This window comes from Brevundimonas intermedia (assembly GCF_027922165.1).
Lineage (GTDB): Bacteria > Pseudomonadota > Alphaproteobacteria > Caulobacterales > Caulobacteraceae > Brevundimonas > Brevundimonas intermedia.
Genome location: NZ_BSFD01000002.1, coordinates 453,150 through 471,114 on the forward strand (window position 1 = coordinate 453,150; position 17,965 = coordinate 471,114).

The 17,965-nt window shown below is 66.0% G+C and carries 15 protein-coding genes and 1 pseudogene; 13 read left to right on the forward strand and 3 right to left on the reverse strand.

The window, feature by feature from the left end; all coding sequences use genetic code 11:
* Positions 1–1,376 precede the first annotated feature (1,376 nt).
* From PKE72_RS04885 to PKE72_RS04900, 4 genes are all read left to right on the forward strand, one after another.
* Positions 1,377–2,480 carry a cation:proton antiporter domain-containing protein gene (locus PKE72_RS04885; RefSeq protein ID WP_271164262.1) on the forward strand — a complete coding sequence of 368 codons (1,104 nt, stop codon included), beginning with the start codon at positions 1,377–1,379 and terminating at the stop codon, positions 2,478–2,480.
* 211 nt (positions 2,481–2,691) lie between these two features.
* Positions 2,692–2,889 carry a DUF2093 domain-containing protein gene (locus PKE72_RS04890; protein ID WP_271164263.1) on the forward strand — a complete coding sequence of 66 codons (198 nt, stop codon included), beginning with the start codon at positions 2,692–2,694 and terminating at the stop codon, positions 2,887–2,889.
* Positions 2,886–3,737 (forward strand): M23 family metallopeptidase, encoded by an 852-nt coding sequence (locus PKE72_RS04895; RefSeq protein ID WP_271164264.1) that lies wholly within the window; start codon positions 2,886–2,888, stop codon positions 3,735–3,737. Before PKE72_RS04890 ends, PKE72_RS04895 begins: the two co-directional genes overlap by 4 nt.
* Before the next feature lie 80 nt (positions 3,738–3,817).
* Positions 3,818–4,327: a response regulator gene (locus PKE72_RS04900; RefSeq protein WP_271164265.1), complete on the forward strand. Its 510-nt coding sequence runs from the start codon at positions 3,818–3,820 to the stop codon at positions 4,325–4,327.
* Here the strand turns inward: PKE72_RS04900 and PKE72_RS04905 are convergent.
* Positions 4,270–5,220 carry a lysophospholipid acyltransferase family protein gene (locus PKE72_RS04905; RefSeq protein WP_271164266.1) on the reverse strand — a complete coding sequence of 317 codons (951 nt, stop codon included), beginning with the start codon at positions 5,218–5,220 and terminating at the stop codon, positions 4,270–4,272. The two genes, PKE72_RS04900 and PKE72_RS04905, sit on opposite strands and share 58 nt — an antisense overlap.
* Positions 5,210–5,980 carry an SDR family NAD(P)-dependent oxidoreductase gene (locus PKE72_RS04910; protein ID WP_271164267.1) on the reverse strand — a complete coding sequence of 257 codons (771 nt, stop codon included), beginning with the start codon at positions 5,978–5,980 and terminating at the stop codon, positions 5,210–5,212. The genes PKE72_RS04905 and PKE72_RS04910 overlap by 11 nt, the downstream gene beginning before the upstream one ends.
* A gap of 108 nt (positions 5,981–6,088) precedes the next feature.
* Between PKE72_RS04910 and tipF the strand changes: the two genes are divergently transcribed.
* From tipF to PKE72_RS04930, 5 genes and pseudogenes are all read left to right on the forward strand, one after another.
* Positions 6,089–7,363, forward strand: coding sequence for a flagella assembly cyclic-di-GMP phosphodiesterase TipF (gene tipF, locus PKE72_RS04915; protein WP_271164268.1), 1,275 nt, complete (start codon positions 6,089–6,091; stop codon positions 7,361–7,363).
* A 98-nt stretch (positions 7,364–7,461) separates the two neighbouring features.
* Positions 7,462–7,539 (forward strand): annotated as a pseudogene (locus tag PKE72_RS17505) (hypothetical protein); the annotation flags it as partial.
* Complete coding sequence (locus PKE72_RS04920; protein ID WP_271164269.1) at positions 7,517–8,386, forward strand: TIGR01459 family HAD-type hydrolase; 870 nt, start codon at positions 7,517–7,519, stop codon at positions 8,384–8,386. The pseudogene PKE72_RS17505 and the gene PKE72_RS04920, both read left to right, overlap by 23 nt.
* Before the next feature lie 39 nt (positions 8,387–8,425).
* Positions 8,426–8,887 (forward strand): MaoC family dehydratase, encoded by a 462-nt coding sequence (locus PKE72_RS04925; protein WP_017506733.1) that lies wholly within the window; start codon positions 8,426–8,428, stop codon positions 8,885–8,887.
* On the forward strand, positions 8,887–9,825 hold the full coding sequence (locus PKE72_RS04930) for a bifunctional riboflavin kinase/FAD synthetase (protein ID WP_271164270.1): 939 nt from the start codon (positions 8,887–8,889) through the stop codon (positions 9,823–9,825). The genes PKE72_RS04925 and PKE72_RS04930 overlap by 1 nt, the downstream gene beginning before the upstream one ends.
* 347 nt (positions 9,826–10,172) lie before the next feature.
* Here PKE72_RS04930 and PKE72_RS04935 read toward each other — a convergent pair whose 3' ends face one another.
* Positions 10,173–10,703, reverse strand: a complete 531-nt coding sequence (locus tag PKE72_RS04935; protein WP_271164271.1) for a gamma carbonic anhydrase family protein — start codon at positions 10,701–10,703, stop codon at positions 10,173–10,175.
* Positions 10,704–11,015: 312 nt separating this feature from the next.
* On the opposite strand from PKE72_RS04935, the gene PKE72_RS04940 reads away from it, so the two are divergent.
* From PKE72_RS04940 to PKE72_RS04955, 4 genes are all read left to right on the forward strand, one after another.
* Complete coding sequence (locus PKE72_RS04940; protein ID WP_271164676.1) at positions 11,016–11,807, forward strand: PhoH family protein; 792 nt, start codon at positions 11,016–11,018, stop codon at positions 11,805–11,807.
* Between the two features lie 73 nt (positions 11,808–11,880).
* A complete protein-coding gene (locus PKE72_RS04945; protein WP_271164272.1) occupies positions 11,881–12,054 on the forward strand; it encodes a hypothetical protein in 174 nt (57 codons plus the stop codon).
* 401 nt (positions 12,055–12,455) lie between these two features.
* Positions 12,456–14,684: a beta-glucosidase family protein gene (locus tag PKE72_RS04950; RefSeq protein WP_271164677.1), complete on the forward strand. Its 2,229-nt coding sequence runs from the start codon at positions 12,456–12,458 to the stop codon at positions 14,682–14,684.
* A 48-nt stretch (positions 14,685–14,732) separates the two neighbouring features.
* Complete coding sequence (locus tag PKE72_RS04955; RefSeq protein ID WP_271164273.1) at positions 14,733–17,909, forward strand: TonB-dependent receptor; 3,177 nt, start codon at positions 14,733–14,735, stop codon at positions 17,907–17,909.
* Positions 17,910–17,965 lie beyond the last annotated feature (56 nt).

A 17,965-nucleotide genomic window follows, 5' to 3' on the forward strand; every position in this document is an offset into this window, starting at 1 on the left:
CGCCGCACCGCGCAAAATGACGCTGCCTTCACACACTCACCTCCCCATTCACGCGCGGAGAGATGACGCCAGCCCCCCTTCTTTCGTCATTCCGGGCTAAGCGCAGCGGAGACCCGGAACCCAGCGGCGCCGAAGGCGAAATCCATCCGACGCACGATGCTGGACCAGCGAGTCCGCGACAGGTTCGCGCTCTCGCGCGCCGCTGGGTTCCGGGTCTGCGGGCCAAGCGGCCCTCCGCCCGGAATGACGAAAGATAAGAGGGGCCAGCGCGCACAATGACGCTGCCTTCACCCCAATGATCCACCCGCGCGCCCGGAAAGGTGACGCCCCCCCTTCCCTCTTTCGTCATTCCGGGCGCAGCGCAGCGGAGACCCGGAACCCAGCGGCGCCGAAGGCGAAATCTATCCGACGCACGATGCTGGACCAGCGAGTCCGCGACAGGTTCGCGCTCGCGCGCGCCGCTGGGTTCCGGGTCTGCGGGCCAAGCGGCCCTCCGCCCGGAATGACGAAAGATAAGAGGGGCCACCGCGCACAATGACGCTGCCTCCACCCCAATGATCCACCCCCGCGCCCGGAAAGGTGACGCCCCCCCTTTCCCTCTTTCGTCATTCCGGGCGAAGCGCAGCGGAGACCCGGAACCCAGCGGCGCCGAAGGCGAAATCTATCCGCCGCACGATGCTGGACCAGCGAGTCCGCGACAGGTTCGCGCTCTCGCGCGCCGCTGGGTTCCGGGTCTCCGGGCCAAGCGGCCCTCCGCCCGGAATGACGAAAATGATGTTCAATCACCTAGGTCAGCGCGCACAATGACGCTGCCCAGCTCTCAACGATTTCAACGCCCTAAAAGAATCTCACCCCGACTTCCGCGCCATAGCATCCGACGCGCGTAACCTCCTCTCATCCCCGCCGATGGGGAGGGCGTCGGATCCAGCGCCCTGACGGCGGCGGGGCTGTGGTCGAGCGATGAAGCCGGCGGGAAGGAGACCGCCGGGGTCCTTAGGGGCGGCGATGGATGCCGCCTCCTGCTCGCCGCACGCTTCGGAAAGCGGACCGCTGTCGATTTTCAATCGGCAGGTCCGCCCCGGCGAAGCCGTCGCAAGGCGGCCCGCCGATCCGGCAAGGCTCGAAGACGAGGGCCGCCAGCCGGAGTGCGTGTGGAAAACGACCGCGTGGGACGACGACTGCGCCGAAACGGTACTTAAAACTTCAAACCCCGGGTGCAGACCCGGCGTCCCACGCCCTCCCCGAACTTCGCCGCAAAAACGGCGAAGGCGAAAACCCGTGCCCGACGCGACACTGCGTCATCTTGTCAGACGGGGCGAAGCGCCCCACCTGAAGCCTATCCGAAAATCTTCCCCTCGCTCGCGACAGGAGCCTCAATGCCGCATGCCGACAGCCTGATCCTCACCCTGGTCGGAGGCTTCGTCCTCGCCTTCGTGTTCGGCATGTTGGCCAATCGCCTGAAACTGTCGCCCCTGGTCGGCTATCTGGTCGCCGGCGTCGTCGTCGGCCCCTATACGGGCGGCTTCGTCGCCGACACCGAACTGGCGCCCCAACTGGCCGAGATCGGCGTCATCCTGCTGATGTTCGGCGTCGGTCTGCACTTCTCGCCCAAGGATCTGATGCAGGTCCGCAAGGTGGCCATCCCCGGCGCCCTGGTCCAGATCAGCGTCGCCACGGTCCTCGGCTGGGCCCTCGGCCGCTTCGTTCTTCAGCTCGGCGACGTCGAGGCCCTGCTGATGGGCTTCGCCCTGTCCGTCGCCTCCACCGTCGTCCTGCTGCGCGCCCTGGAAGAGCGCAAACAGGTCAAGGGCGAGATCGGCCGTATCGCCGTGGGCTGGCTGATCGTCGAGGATCTGGTCATCGTCATCGCCCTGGTCATGCTGCCCATGATCATCCTGCCCGCCGGCGCCCAGACCGATCTGGCGGCCCTGGGCCTGAATGTCGGCTGGACCCTGCTGAAGGTCGTCCTGTTCGTCGTCGGCATGCTGGTCGTCGGCGGCAAGCTGGTGCCGTGGCTGCTGGTCCGCATCGCCCACACCCGGTCGCGCGAACTCTTCACCCTGGGCGTCCTGGCCATCGCCCTCGGCATCGCCTGGCTGGCCTATTATCTGTTCCATTCGTTCGCCCTGGGCGCCTTCCTGGCCGGGCTGGTGATGAACGCCTCGCCCTTGGGCCACAACGCCGCCGAACGGTCCCTGCCCCTACGCGACGCCTTCGCCGTCCTCTTCTTCGTCTCGGTCGGCATGTTGTTCGACCCGATGATCCTGGTGCGTCAGCCCTGGGCAGTGCTCGGCGTCCTGGGCATCATCATCATCGGCAAGTCGGCCGCCGCCCTGGTCATCACACATACTTTCAAACTGGACCGGCCGACCGGCCTGACCGTCGCCGCCGCCCTGGCCCAGATCGGCGAATTCTCCTTCATCCTGGCCGCCCTGGGCGTCAGCCTGGGCGCCATGAGCCGCGAGACCCACGAGACCTGATCCTGGCCGCCGCCCTGCTGTCGATCTCGCTGAATCCCTTCGTCTTCCTGTTCACCGACCGGATGGGCGGACGCCCCCGTCCTCCAGTGGCCGGCACGCCCGAGGCCAAACAGGCGGCGATCGACCACAAGGCCGAACAGGCCGCGCCCAATCCGGCCACGGCGTGAAACTCTCCTTGGCCTCAGCGACCGATCATCGTTAACTGCGCACCATGGACACGACCCTTTCCGCACAGGCGACCCTTCACTACGGCGACGGCGAATTCGCTGTTCTGAAACCCGGACGCTTCGTCCGCTGCGCCGTCACTGAACAGCCCATCCCGCTGGAGACCCTCCGCTACTGGAGCCCGACCCGGCAAGAAGCCTATCTCGGCCCGGCCGAGTTTATCGAAGGGATGAAGGCGGGGTGATCGGGCGCCGCGCCCTGCTGCTGGGCGTCGGCGCAGTCGTAGCGTCGCCGCATCGACTGGGAGCCTCCGCTCCGGCGCGGGATGAACTCGATCTGGTTCTGAACGGCGCCTGGCGTCAGGGCGGCTACGCCCTGGGTCGCACCGAACCCGGCGCCCTGATCTTCGTGGACGGCGAGGCCCTGTCCAACGCCTCGGCCGACGGCCTCTTCGTCGTCGGCTTCGACCGCGACGCCCCCGCCGGGGTCGAGATCGCCGTCCGCTCCGGCGATCGCACGACCCGCCGGGTCCTCGACATCGCCCCTCATGATTTCCCCTCCACCCGCGTCGACGGCCTGCCGCCCGCCACGGTCGAACCCAGCGACCCCGCCCTGTTGGCCCGCATCCAGCAAGAAGTCGCCGTCAAGACCGAAGCCTTCGCCAGCGACGCCGATGCAGACGATTTCCGCGACGGCTTCATTTGGCCGCTCGAGGCCTTCCGCATCTCCAGCGAATGGGGGGCGCAGCGCGTCCTGAACGGCACGCCCGCCCGGCCCCACTATGGCGTCGACCTCGCCGCCCCCGCCGGAACCCCGATCCGCGCTCCCGCCGACGGCCGCGTCATCTTCGTCCGCCCCGACATGCATTTCGAGGGCGGCCTGACCCTGATCGACCATGGACAGGGCCTGATCAGCGCCTATCTGCACCAGTCGCAGCAGGACGTGGCTTCAGGCCAGACCGTCCGACGCGGCGATCCCCTGGGTCGTGTCGGCATGACCGGCCGCGCCACCGGCCCGCACCTGTGCTGGCGCCTGAAGTGGCGCAACCGCAATCTGGACCCCTCATTGCTGATCGGCGCCCACGCGCCCTGAGCCGCCCCGGATACAACTGCAACGCTTGCAAGACTAAGGATAACCCCGTAATCTCAGCGCTCTTTTCGGTGGGGGCTCCGATGTCAGTGCTGCGATCGCTGAACGTGTTGGTGGTCGACGACCACGACCATATGCTGGCCATCGCCTCCACCATCCTGCGCGCCGCCGGCGTCCGCACCGTCCACGAAGCGACCGACGGCGCTGCGGCGCTCGACATCCTGAGCGCAAAGCCGATCGATCTGGCCCTGATCGACTACAACATGTTCCCGCTGGACGGCGTCGAACTGACCCGTCGGGTCCGCACCGGAACGGACGGGGTCAACATGCACCTGCCCATCATCATGATGAGCGGCCACGCCGAAAAAAGCCGCATCCACGCCGCCCGCGACGCCGGCGTGACCGAATTCCTGGCCAAGCCCCTGACCGCCAAATCCATCATCGAGCGGATCAAGTCGGTCATCCTCAACCCCCGCCCCTTCGTGAAGATCGACACCTATTGCGGCCCCTGCCGCCGCCGCAAGGAAGCCGCCAACTACGACGGGCCGCTGCGCCGCGCCGTAGACGCCGATCCGTCTTTCAACGCTGCATAGACCTTGTCGGGCCACCGCTTGTGGACCCAGAACCAGTCTTCCGGAACCTCGCGAACCCGGTCCTCGACGAAGCGGTTCACCGCCTGAACGCCCGCTAGGATGTCCGCGTCCCGGTCTCCGGTCTCGACGACCCGTATCGGTTCATGGGCCGTCACCCGGAACCGCACCCCCGGCAGACGCACCACCGACAGCGGCTGGATCACCGCCCCGAACTTCAGCGCCAGCCGCGCCGCCCCCGGCGAGGCGTTGACCGGCTGATCGAAGAACGCGACCTCCGGCCCCTGATTATATTTCTGGTCGACCAGCAGGGCGATCGAATCGCCCCGCTTCATGCCGGCCATCAGTTCACGCGTCCCGTCGCCCTTCGGCGCGAACAGGCGGATGCCGTAACGCTCGCGGCTCTGGCGGATCAGGGCGTCGACATAGGGATTGTTCGCCGCCCGATAGGTCACTTGGCAGGGCAGGCCCGAGGCCATGATCACCGCCGCCATCACTTCGAAGTTGGCCAGATGGCCCGAGATCAGCACCGCCGCCTTGCCGCTGTCCCGCAGGGCGTGCAGCCGCTCCATCCCCACCACCTCGACCCGCCCGCCCTCGGGCGTCAGCCGGTCCATGACCGCCAGCTCGGCGAAGGTCCGCCCCGTCCGGTCCCACTGTTCCAGCGCCAGGACTTCGCGCTCGGCCTCCGGCATGTCGGGGAAGGCGATCCGCAGATTGCGCATCACCGTCTTCTGCGTGCCCGTCTTCGGCCCCAGGGTCCGCAACAGCCAGCCGCCCAGGCCCGAAGCCCGCTCGACGCCCAAGAGGCGCAGAAAACCAAACAACGCCTGGAAGCCAAAGGCCTCCAGGCGCCAGATCAGATCTTGTCTTACGTCGGTCCGCTTACCAGGCAATCGTCAATCCACCGTCCACCACAAGGGTCTGCCCCGTCACATAGGCCGAAGCGGGGCTGCACAGATAGACCGCCGTGCCGGCGATTTCATCCGGCTGGCCGATCCTTTTCAGCGGGGCGGGCTCCGTCACCGTCTTCAGCAGCTCGGGGTTCTCCCACAGATATTTGGCGAAATCGGTCTGGACGAGGCCGGGCGCGATACAGTTGACCCGCACGTTCGACGGCCCCCACTCCACCGCCAGGTTCCGCACCAGCTGCATGTCGGCCGCCTTGGAGATGTTATAGGCCCCGATCAGGGCGTTGCCGCGCAGGCCGCCGATGGACGAAATCACCAGGATGGCCCCGTCCCGGCGCTCCACCATCTGCGGCGCGACCATCTGGATCAGCCAATGGTTCGAGATGACGTTATTCTGCAGGATCTTCTCAAACTGATCATCGGCGATCCCGCCCATCGGCCCGGCGTAGGGATTGGTGGCGGCGTTGCAGACCAGGATGTCGATCTGGCCGAAGGCGGCGTTGGTCTCGTCCACCAGCCGCTGCAAGTCCTCCTTCGAGGCGATGTTGGCGGGCGCCGCGATGGCCCGGCCTTCGCCGTACTTGGCGTTGATCTCGGCGGCGACCTCGTCACAGGGGCCAGCCTTGCGTGAGGAGATCACCACCCGGGCCCCGTGTTCAGCCAGCCGCTCGGCGATCGCCTTGCCGATGCCGCGCGATGAGCCGGTGATGACGGCGACCTTGCCGGTGAGATCGAACAGTTCCATTGCGTTTCCCTTGGGTTCCGCCGGGTTATTTGCACCCCGGCTCTAGCCGAACGCCATTGATAGCCTGATACTCAGGCGATTCCATCCGGGAGTGGCCACCGCCAGCCGATGCGTAACCTGACTACGGGCTTTCTGTATTTCGCCTATCTGTTCCTCGGCATGACCGTGGGCGCCTTCCTGTGGCGCGCCGGCCTTGGCGCAGGCGCCGGCGTGGCGGGGGCGCTTGGAGCCCTGGGTCTGCTGGGCGCCTTCCACGGCATCGTCACGGGCGTCGTCGCCCGTCGCGCCCTGAAGAAGGAGATCGACCAGGTGCGCGAGGCGCATCGGTTGCTGGCCGATGCGATGGAGTCGACTCAGGGCGCCCTGACCGAACTGGCGCACGCCATCGAAAGCGGCGCCTTGTCGGACACCGACGCCCTGACGGGCGAGGTGCGGATGCTGGAGACACTGGTCCAGCAGATGAGCGACAGCATCGACCATCGCCTGTCCACCGCGCCGAACATCGGCGTCGAGACCTTCGAGGGCCGCCGTCTGGCCCAGTCCAACGTCCTGCTGCGCACCATCCACGAGGCGCTGAGCGAGGGCCGGGTGGATCTTTATCTCCAGCCGGTCGTCTCCCTGCCCCAGCGCCGGACCATCTTCTACGAGAGCTTCACCCGCCTGCGGGATTCGACGGACCGGGTGATGATGCCGGCGGAATATCTGTCGCTGGCCGAAGGCGAAGGCCTGGTGCCGGCCATCGACAACCTGCTGCTGTTCCGCTGCGCCCAGATCGTGCGGCGGCTGGCGCGGCAGGATCGCAAGGTCGGGGTCTTCTGCAATGTGGCCCTGACCTCGCTGGGGGACGACACCTTCTTCCCGCGCTTCCTGGACTTCCTGAGCGAGAACCGCGACCTGAACCAGGCGCTGATCTTCGAGCTGGGCCAGGCGAACTTCGACGCTCGCGGCGCCATCGAAGCCCGCAACATGGCCAAGCTGGCCGACCTGGGCTTCCGCTTCTCGCTGGACAAGGTCCAGACGCTGGACCTGGACTTCGCCGATCTGCAGCGAGCGGACGTCAAGTTCATCAAGGTCTCGGCCGACCTGCTGATCGAGCAGCTTCTGGATTTGGACGGCGGCGCCCCCCTGCGCTCCATGCCCGACATCCAGGCCGCCGACTTCGCCGCCCTGACCCGCCGCTACGGCGTCGAGGTGATCGCTGAAAAGGTCGAGTCGGAACGCCAGATCGTCGATATCCTGGAGCTGGACGTCGGCATGGGACAGGGCCATCTGTTCGGCGAACCCCGCGCCATCAAGGAAAAGGTCCTGGCCGAAACCGACCCGCCGGCCGACTTCCTGCGCTCGACCCTACGCAGCGCCGAGCAGCGGCGCCGGTTCAGCTGAACCTCTTCCCTTCTCCCCTTGCGGGAGAAGGTGGCCGAGCGCAGCGAGGTCGGATGAGGGGTTACCCCCTCTGACCTTGAACGCTGTAACAACCTCTCATCCGGCCCTTCGGGCCACCTTCTCCCGCAAGGGGAGAAGGGCTATGGGATGGTCATGACCCTCCCCCACGCCCTGCCCCACCTCGGCGCCGTCGCCGGCGATTACGACATTCTGCTCTGCGACGTGTGGGGGGTGATCCATAATGGGCGGGAGAGCTGGGCGGCGCCGTGCGAGGCCCTGATGCGGTTCAATCGGGAGGGCGGCCATGTGGTGCTGATCTCCAACTCGCCGCGCCCGGCCTCCGACGTCATCGCCCAGCTGGACGGACTGGGCGTGCCGCGCGAGGCGTGGAAGGCCTTTGTGACCTCGGGGGACGCCACCCGCGCCGAACTGGCCAAGCGGGCGCCCGGGCCGGCGCTGCTGCTGGGCCCGGAGCGCGACGCGCCGCTGTACGCCGGGCTGGGCCTGGACGTGGCGAGCGACGCCGCCGACGCCGCCTTCGTCTCGGTCACCGGACTGGTGGACGACGAGACCGAGACGCCCGAGGACTATCGCGACCGCCTGACGGTCGCCGCAGCGCGCGATCTGGAGCTGATCTGCGCCAACCCCGACCGGGTGGTTCAGCGCGGCGACCGGCTGATCTACTGCGGCGGGTCGCTGGCGGACCTTTACGAGTCGCTGGGCGGCCGCGTGGTCATGGCGGGCAAACCCTACGCGCCGATCTATGATCTGGCGATCCGGGAGGCGCAGGCCCTGCTGGGCCGGCCGGTCGATCGGTCGCGCGTCCTGTGCATCGGCGACGGGGTGGTAACCGACGTCATGGGGGCCAACGCCCAGGCCTTGGACTGCCTGTTCATCGCCCAGGGCATCCACGGCGACCAAGCCAAGGGCGAGGACGGGGCGCTGGATCCGGCCCGCGCCGGCGAACTGCTGAAGGCTGAAACAACATATGCGCGATACGCCGCGCTCGAACTGGCCTGGTAAGGCTCGCCATTTTGTCGCACCGCAGCTAAAGCCTGATCCATGGTCGAATTGGTACAGCAGCATCCGTCCGGTGGTTACATCCTGGACGAACTTCACGTCGGCATGGCCGCGGAGAAAATCGTCGTCGCCACGGAGGATCGCATCCGGCTGTTCGCCGAGGCGTCCGACGATTTCAACCCGGTCCACCTGGACGAGGCCTTTGCGTCCAAGACCGCCTATCGCGGCCGGATCGCCCATGGCCTGCTGAGCGCCTCGTTCGGATCGGCCGTGGTCGGCACCATCCTGCCCGGCGCCGGGTCGATCTACATCTCCCAGACCCTGGCCTTTCATCAACCGGTGCGGATCGACGATGTCGTCCGCATCCTGATCACCGTGATCGAGGTCGAGCCCGAGAGCGCACGGGTCAAGCTCAGTTGCGAAGGCTTCGTCGGCGAGACCATGATCATGGACGGGGTGGCCGTCGTCCGCGTGCCCCGCCGGCGCAAACCGTCCCAGCGCTGATGCAGATCGTCCGCGACTGGCGCGACGTGCCGGACGCCCTGAAGGGCGCGGCGGTCGCGGTCGGCGCCTTCGACGGCGTGCACCGGGGGCACCAAGCGGTCATCGCGGGCGCAAAGGCCGCCGCCGAGCGGCTGGGCTCGCCCTTGGGCGTCGTCAGCTTCGATCCCCATCCGCGCCGCTGGTTCCAGCCAGAGGCGGCGCCGTTCCGCCTGATGACGGCGGACCAGATGGCCCGCGCCCTGGAGCCGCTGGGCGTGGACATCCTGTATCTGCTGCCGTTCGACGGAGAGATGGCCGGCATGAGCGACGCCGACTTTGCCGAACAGGTGCTGGCGGGCGGGCTGGGCGTCCGTCACGCCGCCGTCGGTTTCGACTTCACCTTCGGCAAGGGGCGGTCCGGTTCGCCCGACGCGCTAAGGACCTATGGCGAGAAGCTCGGCTTCACCGTGTCGGTGGCCGAGCGTCTGGACGACGCCGACGGGCTGAAACTGTCGTCCAGCGCGGTGCGCGAGGCCCTGAAGGCCGGGGACATGGACCGGGCCGCCGCCATCCTGGGCCGGCCCTTCGCCCTCCAGGGCGAGGTGATCCACGGCGACAAGCGCGGGCGCACCATCGGCGTGCCGACCGCCAATGTGGCGCTGGGCGACTATATGCGGCCCGCCTATGGGGTCTATGCGACCCGCAGCCGGCTGGCCGACGGCCGGGTCGTGGACGGGGTGGCCAGCCTGGGCGTGCGGCCCATGTATGCGCTGGAAGTCCCGCTGCTGGAGGTCTGGCTGTTCGACTTCGACGGCGACCTTTACGGCCAGATCATCGAGACGGAACTGGTCGCCTGGCTGCGGGGCGAGGAGAGCTTCGACGGGCTGGAGGCGCTGAAGGCCCAGATCGACGCCGATGCGGCGGCGGCGCGGGCGGTTCTGGCGGGGTCCCGCCTCTAGTCGGCGCGGCGCCGATGGATCGGGCGCTGAAATGGACGAAATCCACTCGATAAAAAAACCGTCTATTTTCGTACAATCTTCGCGACCCGTGCAATTTAGTCATGAGATTGTTTTTTAAGAACAAAAAACTGCACCCTGTGCAAAGGCGTGCAATTTCAGGGAATGAGAAAGCGCAGAGCGGCGCGTCTCGGCCGGTCATGGCTCATCCGCAACGATGTCAAAGACCCGGGCGAAAGGCCCACGCAAATCCTAGCCTGGATCCAGAGACCGATAGGTTGAAGGGCGAATTATTTCTCAAGCCCCTGAAAGTCAGGCGCTTTGCCTTTGAAATTAGGAAATCTGGAAAGTCAGGAAATGAGGCGCAGGTCCGACGCGAACCGTTTCCAGTTCTGGACATAGTGTTCGGCCGACATCTGCAGCACGGCGATCTGGTCGGGATCGCGTTCGCGCACCACCTTGCCCGGCTGACCCACCACCAGACTGTTGTCAGGGATGATCTTGCCCTCGGTCAGCAGGGCGTTCGCGCCGATGATGCAGTTGCGGCCGATCTTGACCCCGTTCAGCACCACCGCCCCGATGCCGATCAGGCTGTAGTCGCCAACCTCGCAGCCGTGCAGCATGGCCTGGTGGCCGACGGTGACGCCGCGGCCCAGGGTCAGGGGCGAGCCCATGTCGGTGTGAAGGACGCTGCCGTCCTGGATGTTGCTGTCAGGACCCACTGTGATCGGCTCGTTGTCGCCGCGCAGCACGGCCCCGAACCAGACGCTGGCGTTGGGATGCAGAATCACATTCCCAATCACCGATGCGCTCGGCGCCACCCAGTATTCGCCCTCAGGCGGAAACTGCGGTTTGCTGTCGCCCAAGGCGTAAATTGTCATCAGAACGCCGCCTAATCTTCTAAAAACGAGGGCTTTAACAGATTTCTAACCACGATAGCATCTAACTGTTGATGCGATTCGTGGGTCGCCATTTCGGCCCCGGATCCGAAGCCGGATCAAGCCCGATCCGGTCAGTTGTCGGGGCTTTCGCTTGGCGCGTTGGGATCCTGGTTCGGTTGTTCGGCGGCGGGTCTACCCCGTTGCGGACGGCCCAGCTGTCGATCCGGGCGGTCGCCGTGACGCGGGCCGCGACCTTTTCCTCCCCAAGACCAGCCAAGGCGGAACCCGTATGGGTCCGCCTTTTTTCATGCCCTGGAGGCGTCCATGACCAAGCGTGCGGCAATGAAGCGTCAGTCCCGTGAGAGCGGTATTCTCGATTCGCGGGAGTTCATCGAGGAGTCGAAAGTTCGCCGACTCCACGGCCCTCACAATGAACGGTCGGGGTGGTCGCCCCACCCGTCCAACGACGACCGCGAGCAGGGCTATCTGAAGACGCTGAAGCCGAAGTCGGAGGGCCAGATCGAACTGATGGCGGCCATCGACGCGCACAATCTGGTCATGGCCCTGGGTCCGGCAGGCACCGGCAAGACCTATCTGGCCGTGGCCAAGGCGGTCGAGGCCCTGGAGGCCGGCAAGGTCGGGCGTATCGTGCTGAGCCGCCCCGCCGTCGAGGCCGGGGAGTCGATCGGCTTCCTGCCCGGCGATATGGAGGACAAGCTGGCCCCTTATCTGCGCCCGCTGTACGACGCCCTGTCCGATCGGCTGTCGATGAAACGGGTCAAGGCCTTGATGGCGGAGGGTCTGATCGAGATCGCCCCCATCGGCTATATGCGCGGCCGCACCCTCAACAACGCTTTCATCGTCGTCGATGAGGCCCAGAACTGCACCTACGTCCAACTGAAGATGCTGCTGACCCGGCTGGGCTGGCATTCGACCATGGTGGTCACCGGGGATCCGCAGCAGTCCGACCTGTTGCCCGGGATTTCCGGCCTGTCGGACATCTCGGCCCGACTGGAGGCCATCGACAACATCGCCGTGGTGCGCCTAGCCGAACGCGACATCGTGCGGCACCCGCTGGTGGCCTCAATGATCGGGGTGCTCTGAGACAGCCTTCGCGCGTCGGTTTCACCGGCGACGGACGCGAAGCTCATGGATGAGGCGTGACGAGGGGCCGGGGATGGAAATCATCTCCGGCTTCTCTGACGTCTGCGACCGCCCCAGCCCCGGCAATTCGCGCCTTAAGGGATTTGTGTCGAAATCGGTAACAGGTCGCCTGCTGCAGCGCATCGAATGGGACTGCGAACAGTACGACGCCGCCCTGGGAAACAGGGTATCTGACGCATCCCACTGATAATCTACAGAAAATCTTGAGCTCGATCTGAAAATTGCTTTCACGTGCTTGAAACGACATGTGAACGGCCAAGTCTGATACCGGCGTTCGATCATGTCCATTTCGTGTTGTGAACGCTCTCAATCCATGCTTACCTAAGTCTGCGAGGGGCCGGAGAGCCTCCGTACAGGGAGCGGAAGATCGTCGGCCATAGCGGTCGGTGGAACCTGGCGTCACAGACGTCATCCGCAAACATGATCGAAAAGCCTGCTGCAGCGGGCGATGCTGACGGCTGTCCGCCGCCATCATGGATTGTGTGCGCGTCTCCCAAACTCTTGTTCTGACGGCGGCGCCCGTCGCGGAGTTCGGTCTTGGGGGATGTTTTGAAGTTTCGTACGCCGTCGTTGATCAGCCGTCTCGCCATGGCGCTCGCCATGGGCGCGGCGCCGCTGTCCGTTCTCGCGCATACGCCTGAAGGCGCGGCCGTCGCTGCGCCGACGAATGTGTCTGCGCGTGCGGACGCCCTGCTGGCGCAGATGACGCGCGACGAGAAGCTCCAGCTGATCCACGGCTATTTCCCGCCGATGGCGGCCCGCACGCCTGGCGCGCCGCTCGCCGACATGATTCCCTCGGCCGGCCATATCCCCGGCATTCCGCGCCTGGGCATACCGAACCTGCGTGAAAGCGACGCCAGCCTGGGCGTCGCCAACCAGGTCGAGCAGCGCAAGGGCGACGTCGCCACCGCCCTGCCCTCCAGCCTGGCCACCGCCGCTACCTTTGATCCCGAGATCGCCTATGCGGGCGGGGCCATGATCGGGTCCGAGGCGCGGGCCAAGACCTTCAACATCCTGCTGGCCGGCGGGGTCAACCTGACGCGCGATCCGTGGAACGGGCGGAATTTCGAATATCTGGGCGAGGATCCGCTGCTGGCGGGCGTCATGGCCGGGGAGCATATCCGCGGCGTCCAGTCGAACCGGATCGTCTCGACGATCAAGCATTTCGCCTTCAACGCGCAAGAGACCGGGCGGATGATCCTGGACGCGCGCCTGGACGAGGCGGCCCTGCGTGAAAGCGATCTGCTGGCCTTCCAGATCGCCATTGAACGGGGAAATCCCGGCTCGGTCATGTGCGCCTATAACAAGGTCAACGGCGACTGGGCCTGCGAGAATGACTTCCTGCTGAACCAGGTGCTGAAGCGCGACTGGGGCTATGACGGCTGGGTCATGTCGGACTGGGGCGCAGTCCATTCGACCGAGAAGGCGGCCCTGGCGGGTCTGGATCAGGCCTCGGGCCAGGAGTTGGATCGGGCGCTCTATTTCGATGCGCCGTTCCGTGAGGCGCTGGACGCCGGGCGAATCCCCGAGGCGCGACTGGACGACATGGTGCGCCGCCTGTTGGTCGGCCTGATCGCGACCGGGGTGCTGGACGCGCCCGTGGTCACGACCGAACAGCCGATCGACTACGCCCGGAACGCCGAGGTCGCCCAGCGCGCGGCCGAGGCCGGGATCGTCCTGCTGAAGAACGAGGGCGGGGTCCTGCCGCTGGCCAAGACGGCGAAGCGGATCGTGCTGATCGGCGGCCATGCCGATGTCGGCGTCCTGTCGGGCGGCGGGTCGTCCCAGGTGCGGTCGGTGGGCGGCGCCCCGGTCGAGATTCCGCTGACCTCGGGGGCGGCGGCCTCGTTCGCGCGGATCACCTGGCATGCGTCGTCGCCGCTGAACGCCATCCGCGCCGTCGCGCCGGACGCGACCGTGACCTATGTCGACGGCAAAGACCCTGCGGCCGCTGCGGCTGCGGCGCGAGCGGCGGACATCGCCGTGGTCTTCGCCACCCAGTGGACGACCGAGGCCCAGGACGTAGAGAGCCTGTCGCTGCCGGACGATCAGGACAGCTTGATCGCGGCCGTGACCGCCGCCAACGCCCGGACGGTGGTGGTGCTGGAGACCGGCGGGCCGGTGCTGATGCCCTGGCTGGAGAAGACCCCGACCGTGATCCAGGCCTGGTATCCCGGCCAGCGCGGCGGCGAGGCCATCGCCCGCATCCTGTTCGGCGAGGTCAATCCGTCGGGGCGCCTGCCGATCACCTTCCCCGCCTCGGCAGACCAGGCGCCGCGCCCGACCGCACCGGGTCTGGAGGCGCTGAAGACCGCCGAGGCCGCAGCCGCCGCCAATCCCGGAGCGCCCCAAGCCGGCGAAATCCAGGGCTTCGCGGTCGATTATACGGAAGGGTCGGACGTCGGTTATCGCTGGTACGCCCGCGAGCGCCGCACCCCCCTGTTCCCGTTCGGACACGGCCTCAGCTACACAAGCTTCGCCTATTCCAACCTGGCGGTTTCCAACGACGACGGCGTGAGCGTCAGCGTCGATGTGACCAACACCGGCGACCGCGCCGGAGCCGAGGTTCCGCAGATGTATGTCGCCTCGGGCGATCAGCCCCGACGGCTGGCCGCCTTTGCGCGGGTGACGCTGGCGCCCGGCGAGACGCGTCGCGTCGTGCTGACGGCCGAGCCGCGCATCCTGGCCGAATACGACACCAGCCTGCCCGGCTGGCGCATCGCGCCGGGCGATTACCGAATCACCGTCGCCCGCAACGCCGCCGAGGCGGGGTTGGACGCGACGGCCACACTTTCAGGGTCGACCATCAAGCCTTGAACCAATGCCGCACAACAAAACGCGGCGCCAATGAGGAGGGAGAACGAGATGAGAATCCACAAGAGGCCCATGCTGGCGGCCCTGATGGCCAGTTCGGCGCTTGTCGCGCCGGCCTATGCCCAAACGGGGGCCCAGACCGTAGAACAGGCGCCGATCCCGGCGCCGCAAGACGCGACCGAGGTCGGCGAAATCGTCGTCACCGGCATCCGGGCGTCACAGACCCAGTCGATCAACGTCAAGCGCAACGAAACCGCCATCGTCGACGCCATCTCGGCGGAAGACATCGGCAAACTGCCTGACGTCACCGTCGCCGACGCCCTGCAACGCATCGCGGGCATTCAGATCCGACGCACCGCCGGCGAGGGCTCGACCGTCAACATCCGCGGCCTGCCGCAGGTCGTGACCCTGTTGAACGGCGAGCAATATCTGAGCCCCGGCAATCTCGGCGGCGCCCAGCCGAACCTCAACGACGTGCCCTCGCAGTTGATGAGCTCGATCGTTGTCTTCAAGTCGCAGGACGTGTCGAACGCCTTGTCGGGCATCTCGGGCACTATCGATCTGCGCACCCGTCGCCCGATGGACTTCAGCTACGGCACGACCGTCACAGGCGCCGCCGAATACCAGACCGGGGAACGCACCCGTCAGGACGACTATCTGATCAACGGCCTGCTGAACTGGCGCGGCGATCGGATGGGCGCAATGATCTCGGGCGTCATGAGCAACTCGAACCTGGGCAACAACTACGCCGGTTCGGCAGGCAGCTTGCTCGGCAGCAACGACTGGGGCGGTTCGGGCAACGCTTGGTTCGCTCCCCACGGCTACGAGATGTTCAACCGCGTGGTGGAACGCGAGCGGATCGGCCTGAACGCCGCCTTCCAGTTCGACATCGAGGACGGCATCCGCCTGACGGCAGAGGCCTTCTATACCAAACAAGACGAGTATAACCGCGCTGCGGGCCTGAACGTCTCCAACCGCTGGAGCGGCCTGGGCTGGCTGACGCCGACCGAGTCGACCGACACCGGTCTGGGCTGGCTGGATGTTGAAGAATACGACGTCGACGCCTGGTGGGTGAACTCCTTCACCGTGAACCGGGTCACCAACAACGAGTCCAAGAACTTCAACCTGGAGCTGGACTACGACAAGGGCGGCCCCTTCACCTTCAACGCCCGGGCCATCAAGGCCGAAGCGTCTATGTTGAGCATGAACGGCCAAGTGCAGGGAGACCTGTCGAATTGGGAGTACGGACCGGACCGCGCCTTCACCCTGTTCCGTCAGGGCGCCGACCGGACCCGCGGCACCTTCTATCCGGCCTCCATCGCCGCCATGTATCCGGCGTCGCGCTATTCCAACGGCGTGGTCGGCAGCGAGGGCGGTCGCTACATCAGCCCCAACCCGTTTGGCTACGGAGCGGATCCGCAGTTGCACATCGACACCGGCGGCTCGAAGTTGGCCTGGAGCGGTTTTGAGAACAACATCGTCGGCGGGCTCGGCAATGTTCCGCTGAGCCAGTATATGTCGAACCTCGACTCCTACACGGTCGGCGCCTATTCGTCGGAAAGCAACCAGCGCAACAACTCCGATCTGACCGTCGTCCGCTTCGACGGTTCGTATGAGTTCCAGCAAGCGCCGGCCTTTGGCTTCCTGACCCGCGTCGACGCCGGCGTCCGCCACAGCGCGCGCGAAGTGTCGATCACCAGTTTCCACCTGTTCTCGGACTTCTACGCCGGGCAGGGCGAAGGCAATCCAGCGGGCTGCTCGGCCCAGTGGAAGGCCATCGACGTCGTGATGGACCAATCGCAGTGCCAGGCGGGTGAGTACGTCTCCAACCCTGGCTTCAACGCCGCCCTGCCGGTGGCTGCGACGCCCAGTTCGTGCGCCAATGGCGCGGTCGCCAATGCCCCGACCTGCTTCCAAGGCTATACGGTCAACCGGCCGACGCTGCTGCGGGAGAACAACAACACCTACTTCCTGACCGACTTCGGCTCGGTAACGTCGGGCATTCCTGGCGTGTGGGTGGCGGACCCCCGGGACTTCGACGATCCTCGCGCCTTCCAGGAGCGCGTGTTCGGAAACGCCTATGACGTGATCATTCCCGGCAACTCCTATGACGTCGATCTCTATGAGGACAGCGCCTATCTGAATGGAGCTATCGAGTTCGGGCAGTTGCACGGTGATGTGGGCGTTCGCTATGTCCGTACGGAACTGCGGGCGCGTCAGAACCTGACCGGCGAAACCCGCGCCTATGGCGACACCAACAACGACGTCGGCGACAGCATCTCCAGCCGCAGCTACGACGACTGGCTGCCGACAGCGAACCTGACCTACGATTTCACCGACAAGCTGAAGCTGCGCGCCGCCTACGCCAAGACCATGATCCCGTTGGATCTGGGCAACTACGGCGGTGGCGTCACGATTTCGACGGCGGATACGCCGGAATTGCAACCGGGCGAAGCACCCGATCCCACCCGTCCTCCCGTCGGCGTTCGCCGCGTCACGGGCGCGACGCTGGGCGGAACGGTGGAGCTGAACCCCTGGCGGTCCACAAACTACGACCTCGCCCTGGAATATTACCACGGGCCCGCGACGATGTTTAACGCGGCGATCTTCCGCCTGGACATCGAAAGCTTCGTCACGCGTCGTACGGTTCCGCAAAGCGGATCCTATGCCGACGGCGATGGCGTCATCCGTCGTTTGGTGGACGTCAACCGCCCGGTGCAGGGTGAAGGCGGGCAGCTTCAGGGCGTGGAACTGGGGGCTAAGATCGGCTTGTCCGACTTCATCGACACACCGATCTGGTCAGACTTTGGTTTCGACGGGAGCTACACCTACTCCGACAGCACATCGAACGACTTCGGACTAGACGGCAGAGAACTGCCGTTCCCGGACAATTCCGAACATTCGCTGAACGCTGCGGTTTGGTATCAAGGCGAGAAGCTCCAAGCTCGGGTCGCCTGGAATTATAGAACGCCTCGCCTAAGTGGAACCATGGGCACAACTCGCAACAACCTGCCTGTGTTCATCCCGATCTACCAAGACACGTCGCAATACGTGGACGTTAACGTGACCTATGACGTCAGCGACATGGTGACGATCTACGCCAACGGATCGAACGTCATGGGCGAGATCGAGGAATACTACCTCGAGTTCAAGGACGGCGCGAAACAGTTCCAGGCCCGCAACGAGTTCGAGCCGCGTTACACCATCGGCGTGCGCGCTCGCTTCTGATCTCTTTCCTGAGCCGACTGGCCGGCGGCATTCGTGTCGCCGGCCTCTTTTTTCGC

What these genes read in the sequence shown, in the direction of transcription:
- PKE72_RS04920 (WP_271164269.1), top strand. Translation starts at nt 7,517, where the DNA reads ATGACCCTCCCCCACGCCCTGCCCCACCTCGGCGCCGTCGCCGGCGAT.
- PKE72_RS04925 (WP_017506733.1), top strand. Translation starts at nt 8,426, where the DNA reads ATGGTCGAATTGGTACAGCAGCATCCGTCCGGTGGTTACATCCTGGAC.
- PKE72_RS04935 (WP_271164271.1), bottom strand. Translation starts at nt 10,703, where the DNA reads ATGACAATTTACGCCTTGGGCGACAGCAAACCGCAGTTTCCGCCTGAG.
- PKE72_RS04910 (WP_271164267.1), bottom strand. Translation starts at nt 5,980, where the DNA reads ATGGAACTGTTCGATCTCACCGGCAAGGTCGCCGTCATCACCGGCTCA.
- PKE72_RS04955 (WP_271164273.1), top strand. Translation starts at nt 14,733, where the DNA reads ATGAGAATCCACAAGAGGCCCATGCTGGCGGCCCTGATGGCCAGTTCG.
- PKE72_RS04945 (WP_271164272.1), top strand. Translation starts at nt 11,881, where the DNA reads ATGGAAATCATCTCCGGCTTCTCTGACGTCTGCGACCGCCCCAGCCCC.
- PKE72_RS04930 (WP_271164270.1), top strand. Translation starts at nt 8,887, where the DNA reads ATGCAGATCGTCCGCGACTGGCGCGACGTGCCGGACGCCCTGAAGGGC.
- tipF (WP_271164268.1), top strand. Translation starts at nt 6,089, where the DNA reads ATGCGTAACCTGACTACGGGCTTTCTGTATTTCGCCTATCTGTTCCTC.
- PKE72_RS04950 (WP_271164677.1), top strand. Translation starts at nt 12,456, where the DNA reads ATGGCGCTCGCCATGGGCGCGGCGCCGCTGTCCGTTCTCGCGCATACG.
- PKE72_RS04885 (WP_271164262.1), top strand. Translation starts at nt 1,377, where the DNA reads ATGCCGCATGCCGACAGCCTGATCCTCACCCTGGTCGGAGGCTTCGTC.
- PKE72_RS04890 (WP_271164263.1), top strand. Translation starts at nt 2,692, where the DNA reads ATGGACACGACCCTTTCCGCACAGGCGACCCTTCACTACGGCGACGGC.
- PKE72_RS04900 (WP_271164265.1), top strand. Translation starts at nt 3,818, where the DNA reads ATGTCAGTGCTGCGATCGCTGAACGTGTTGGTGGTCGACGACCACGAC.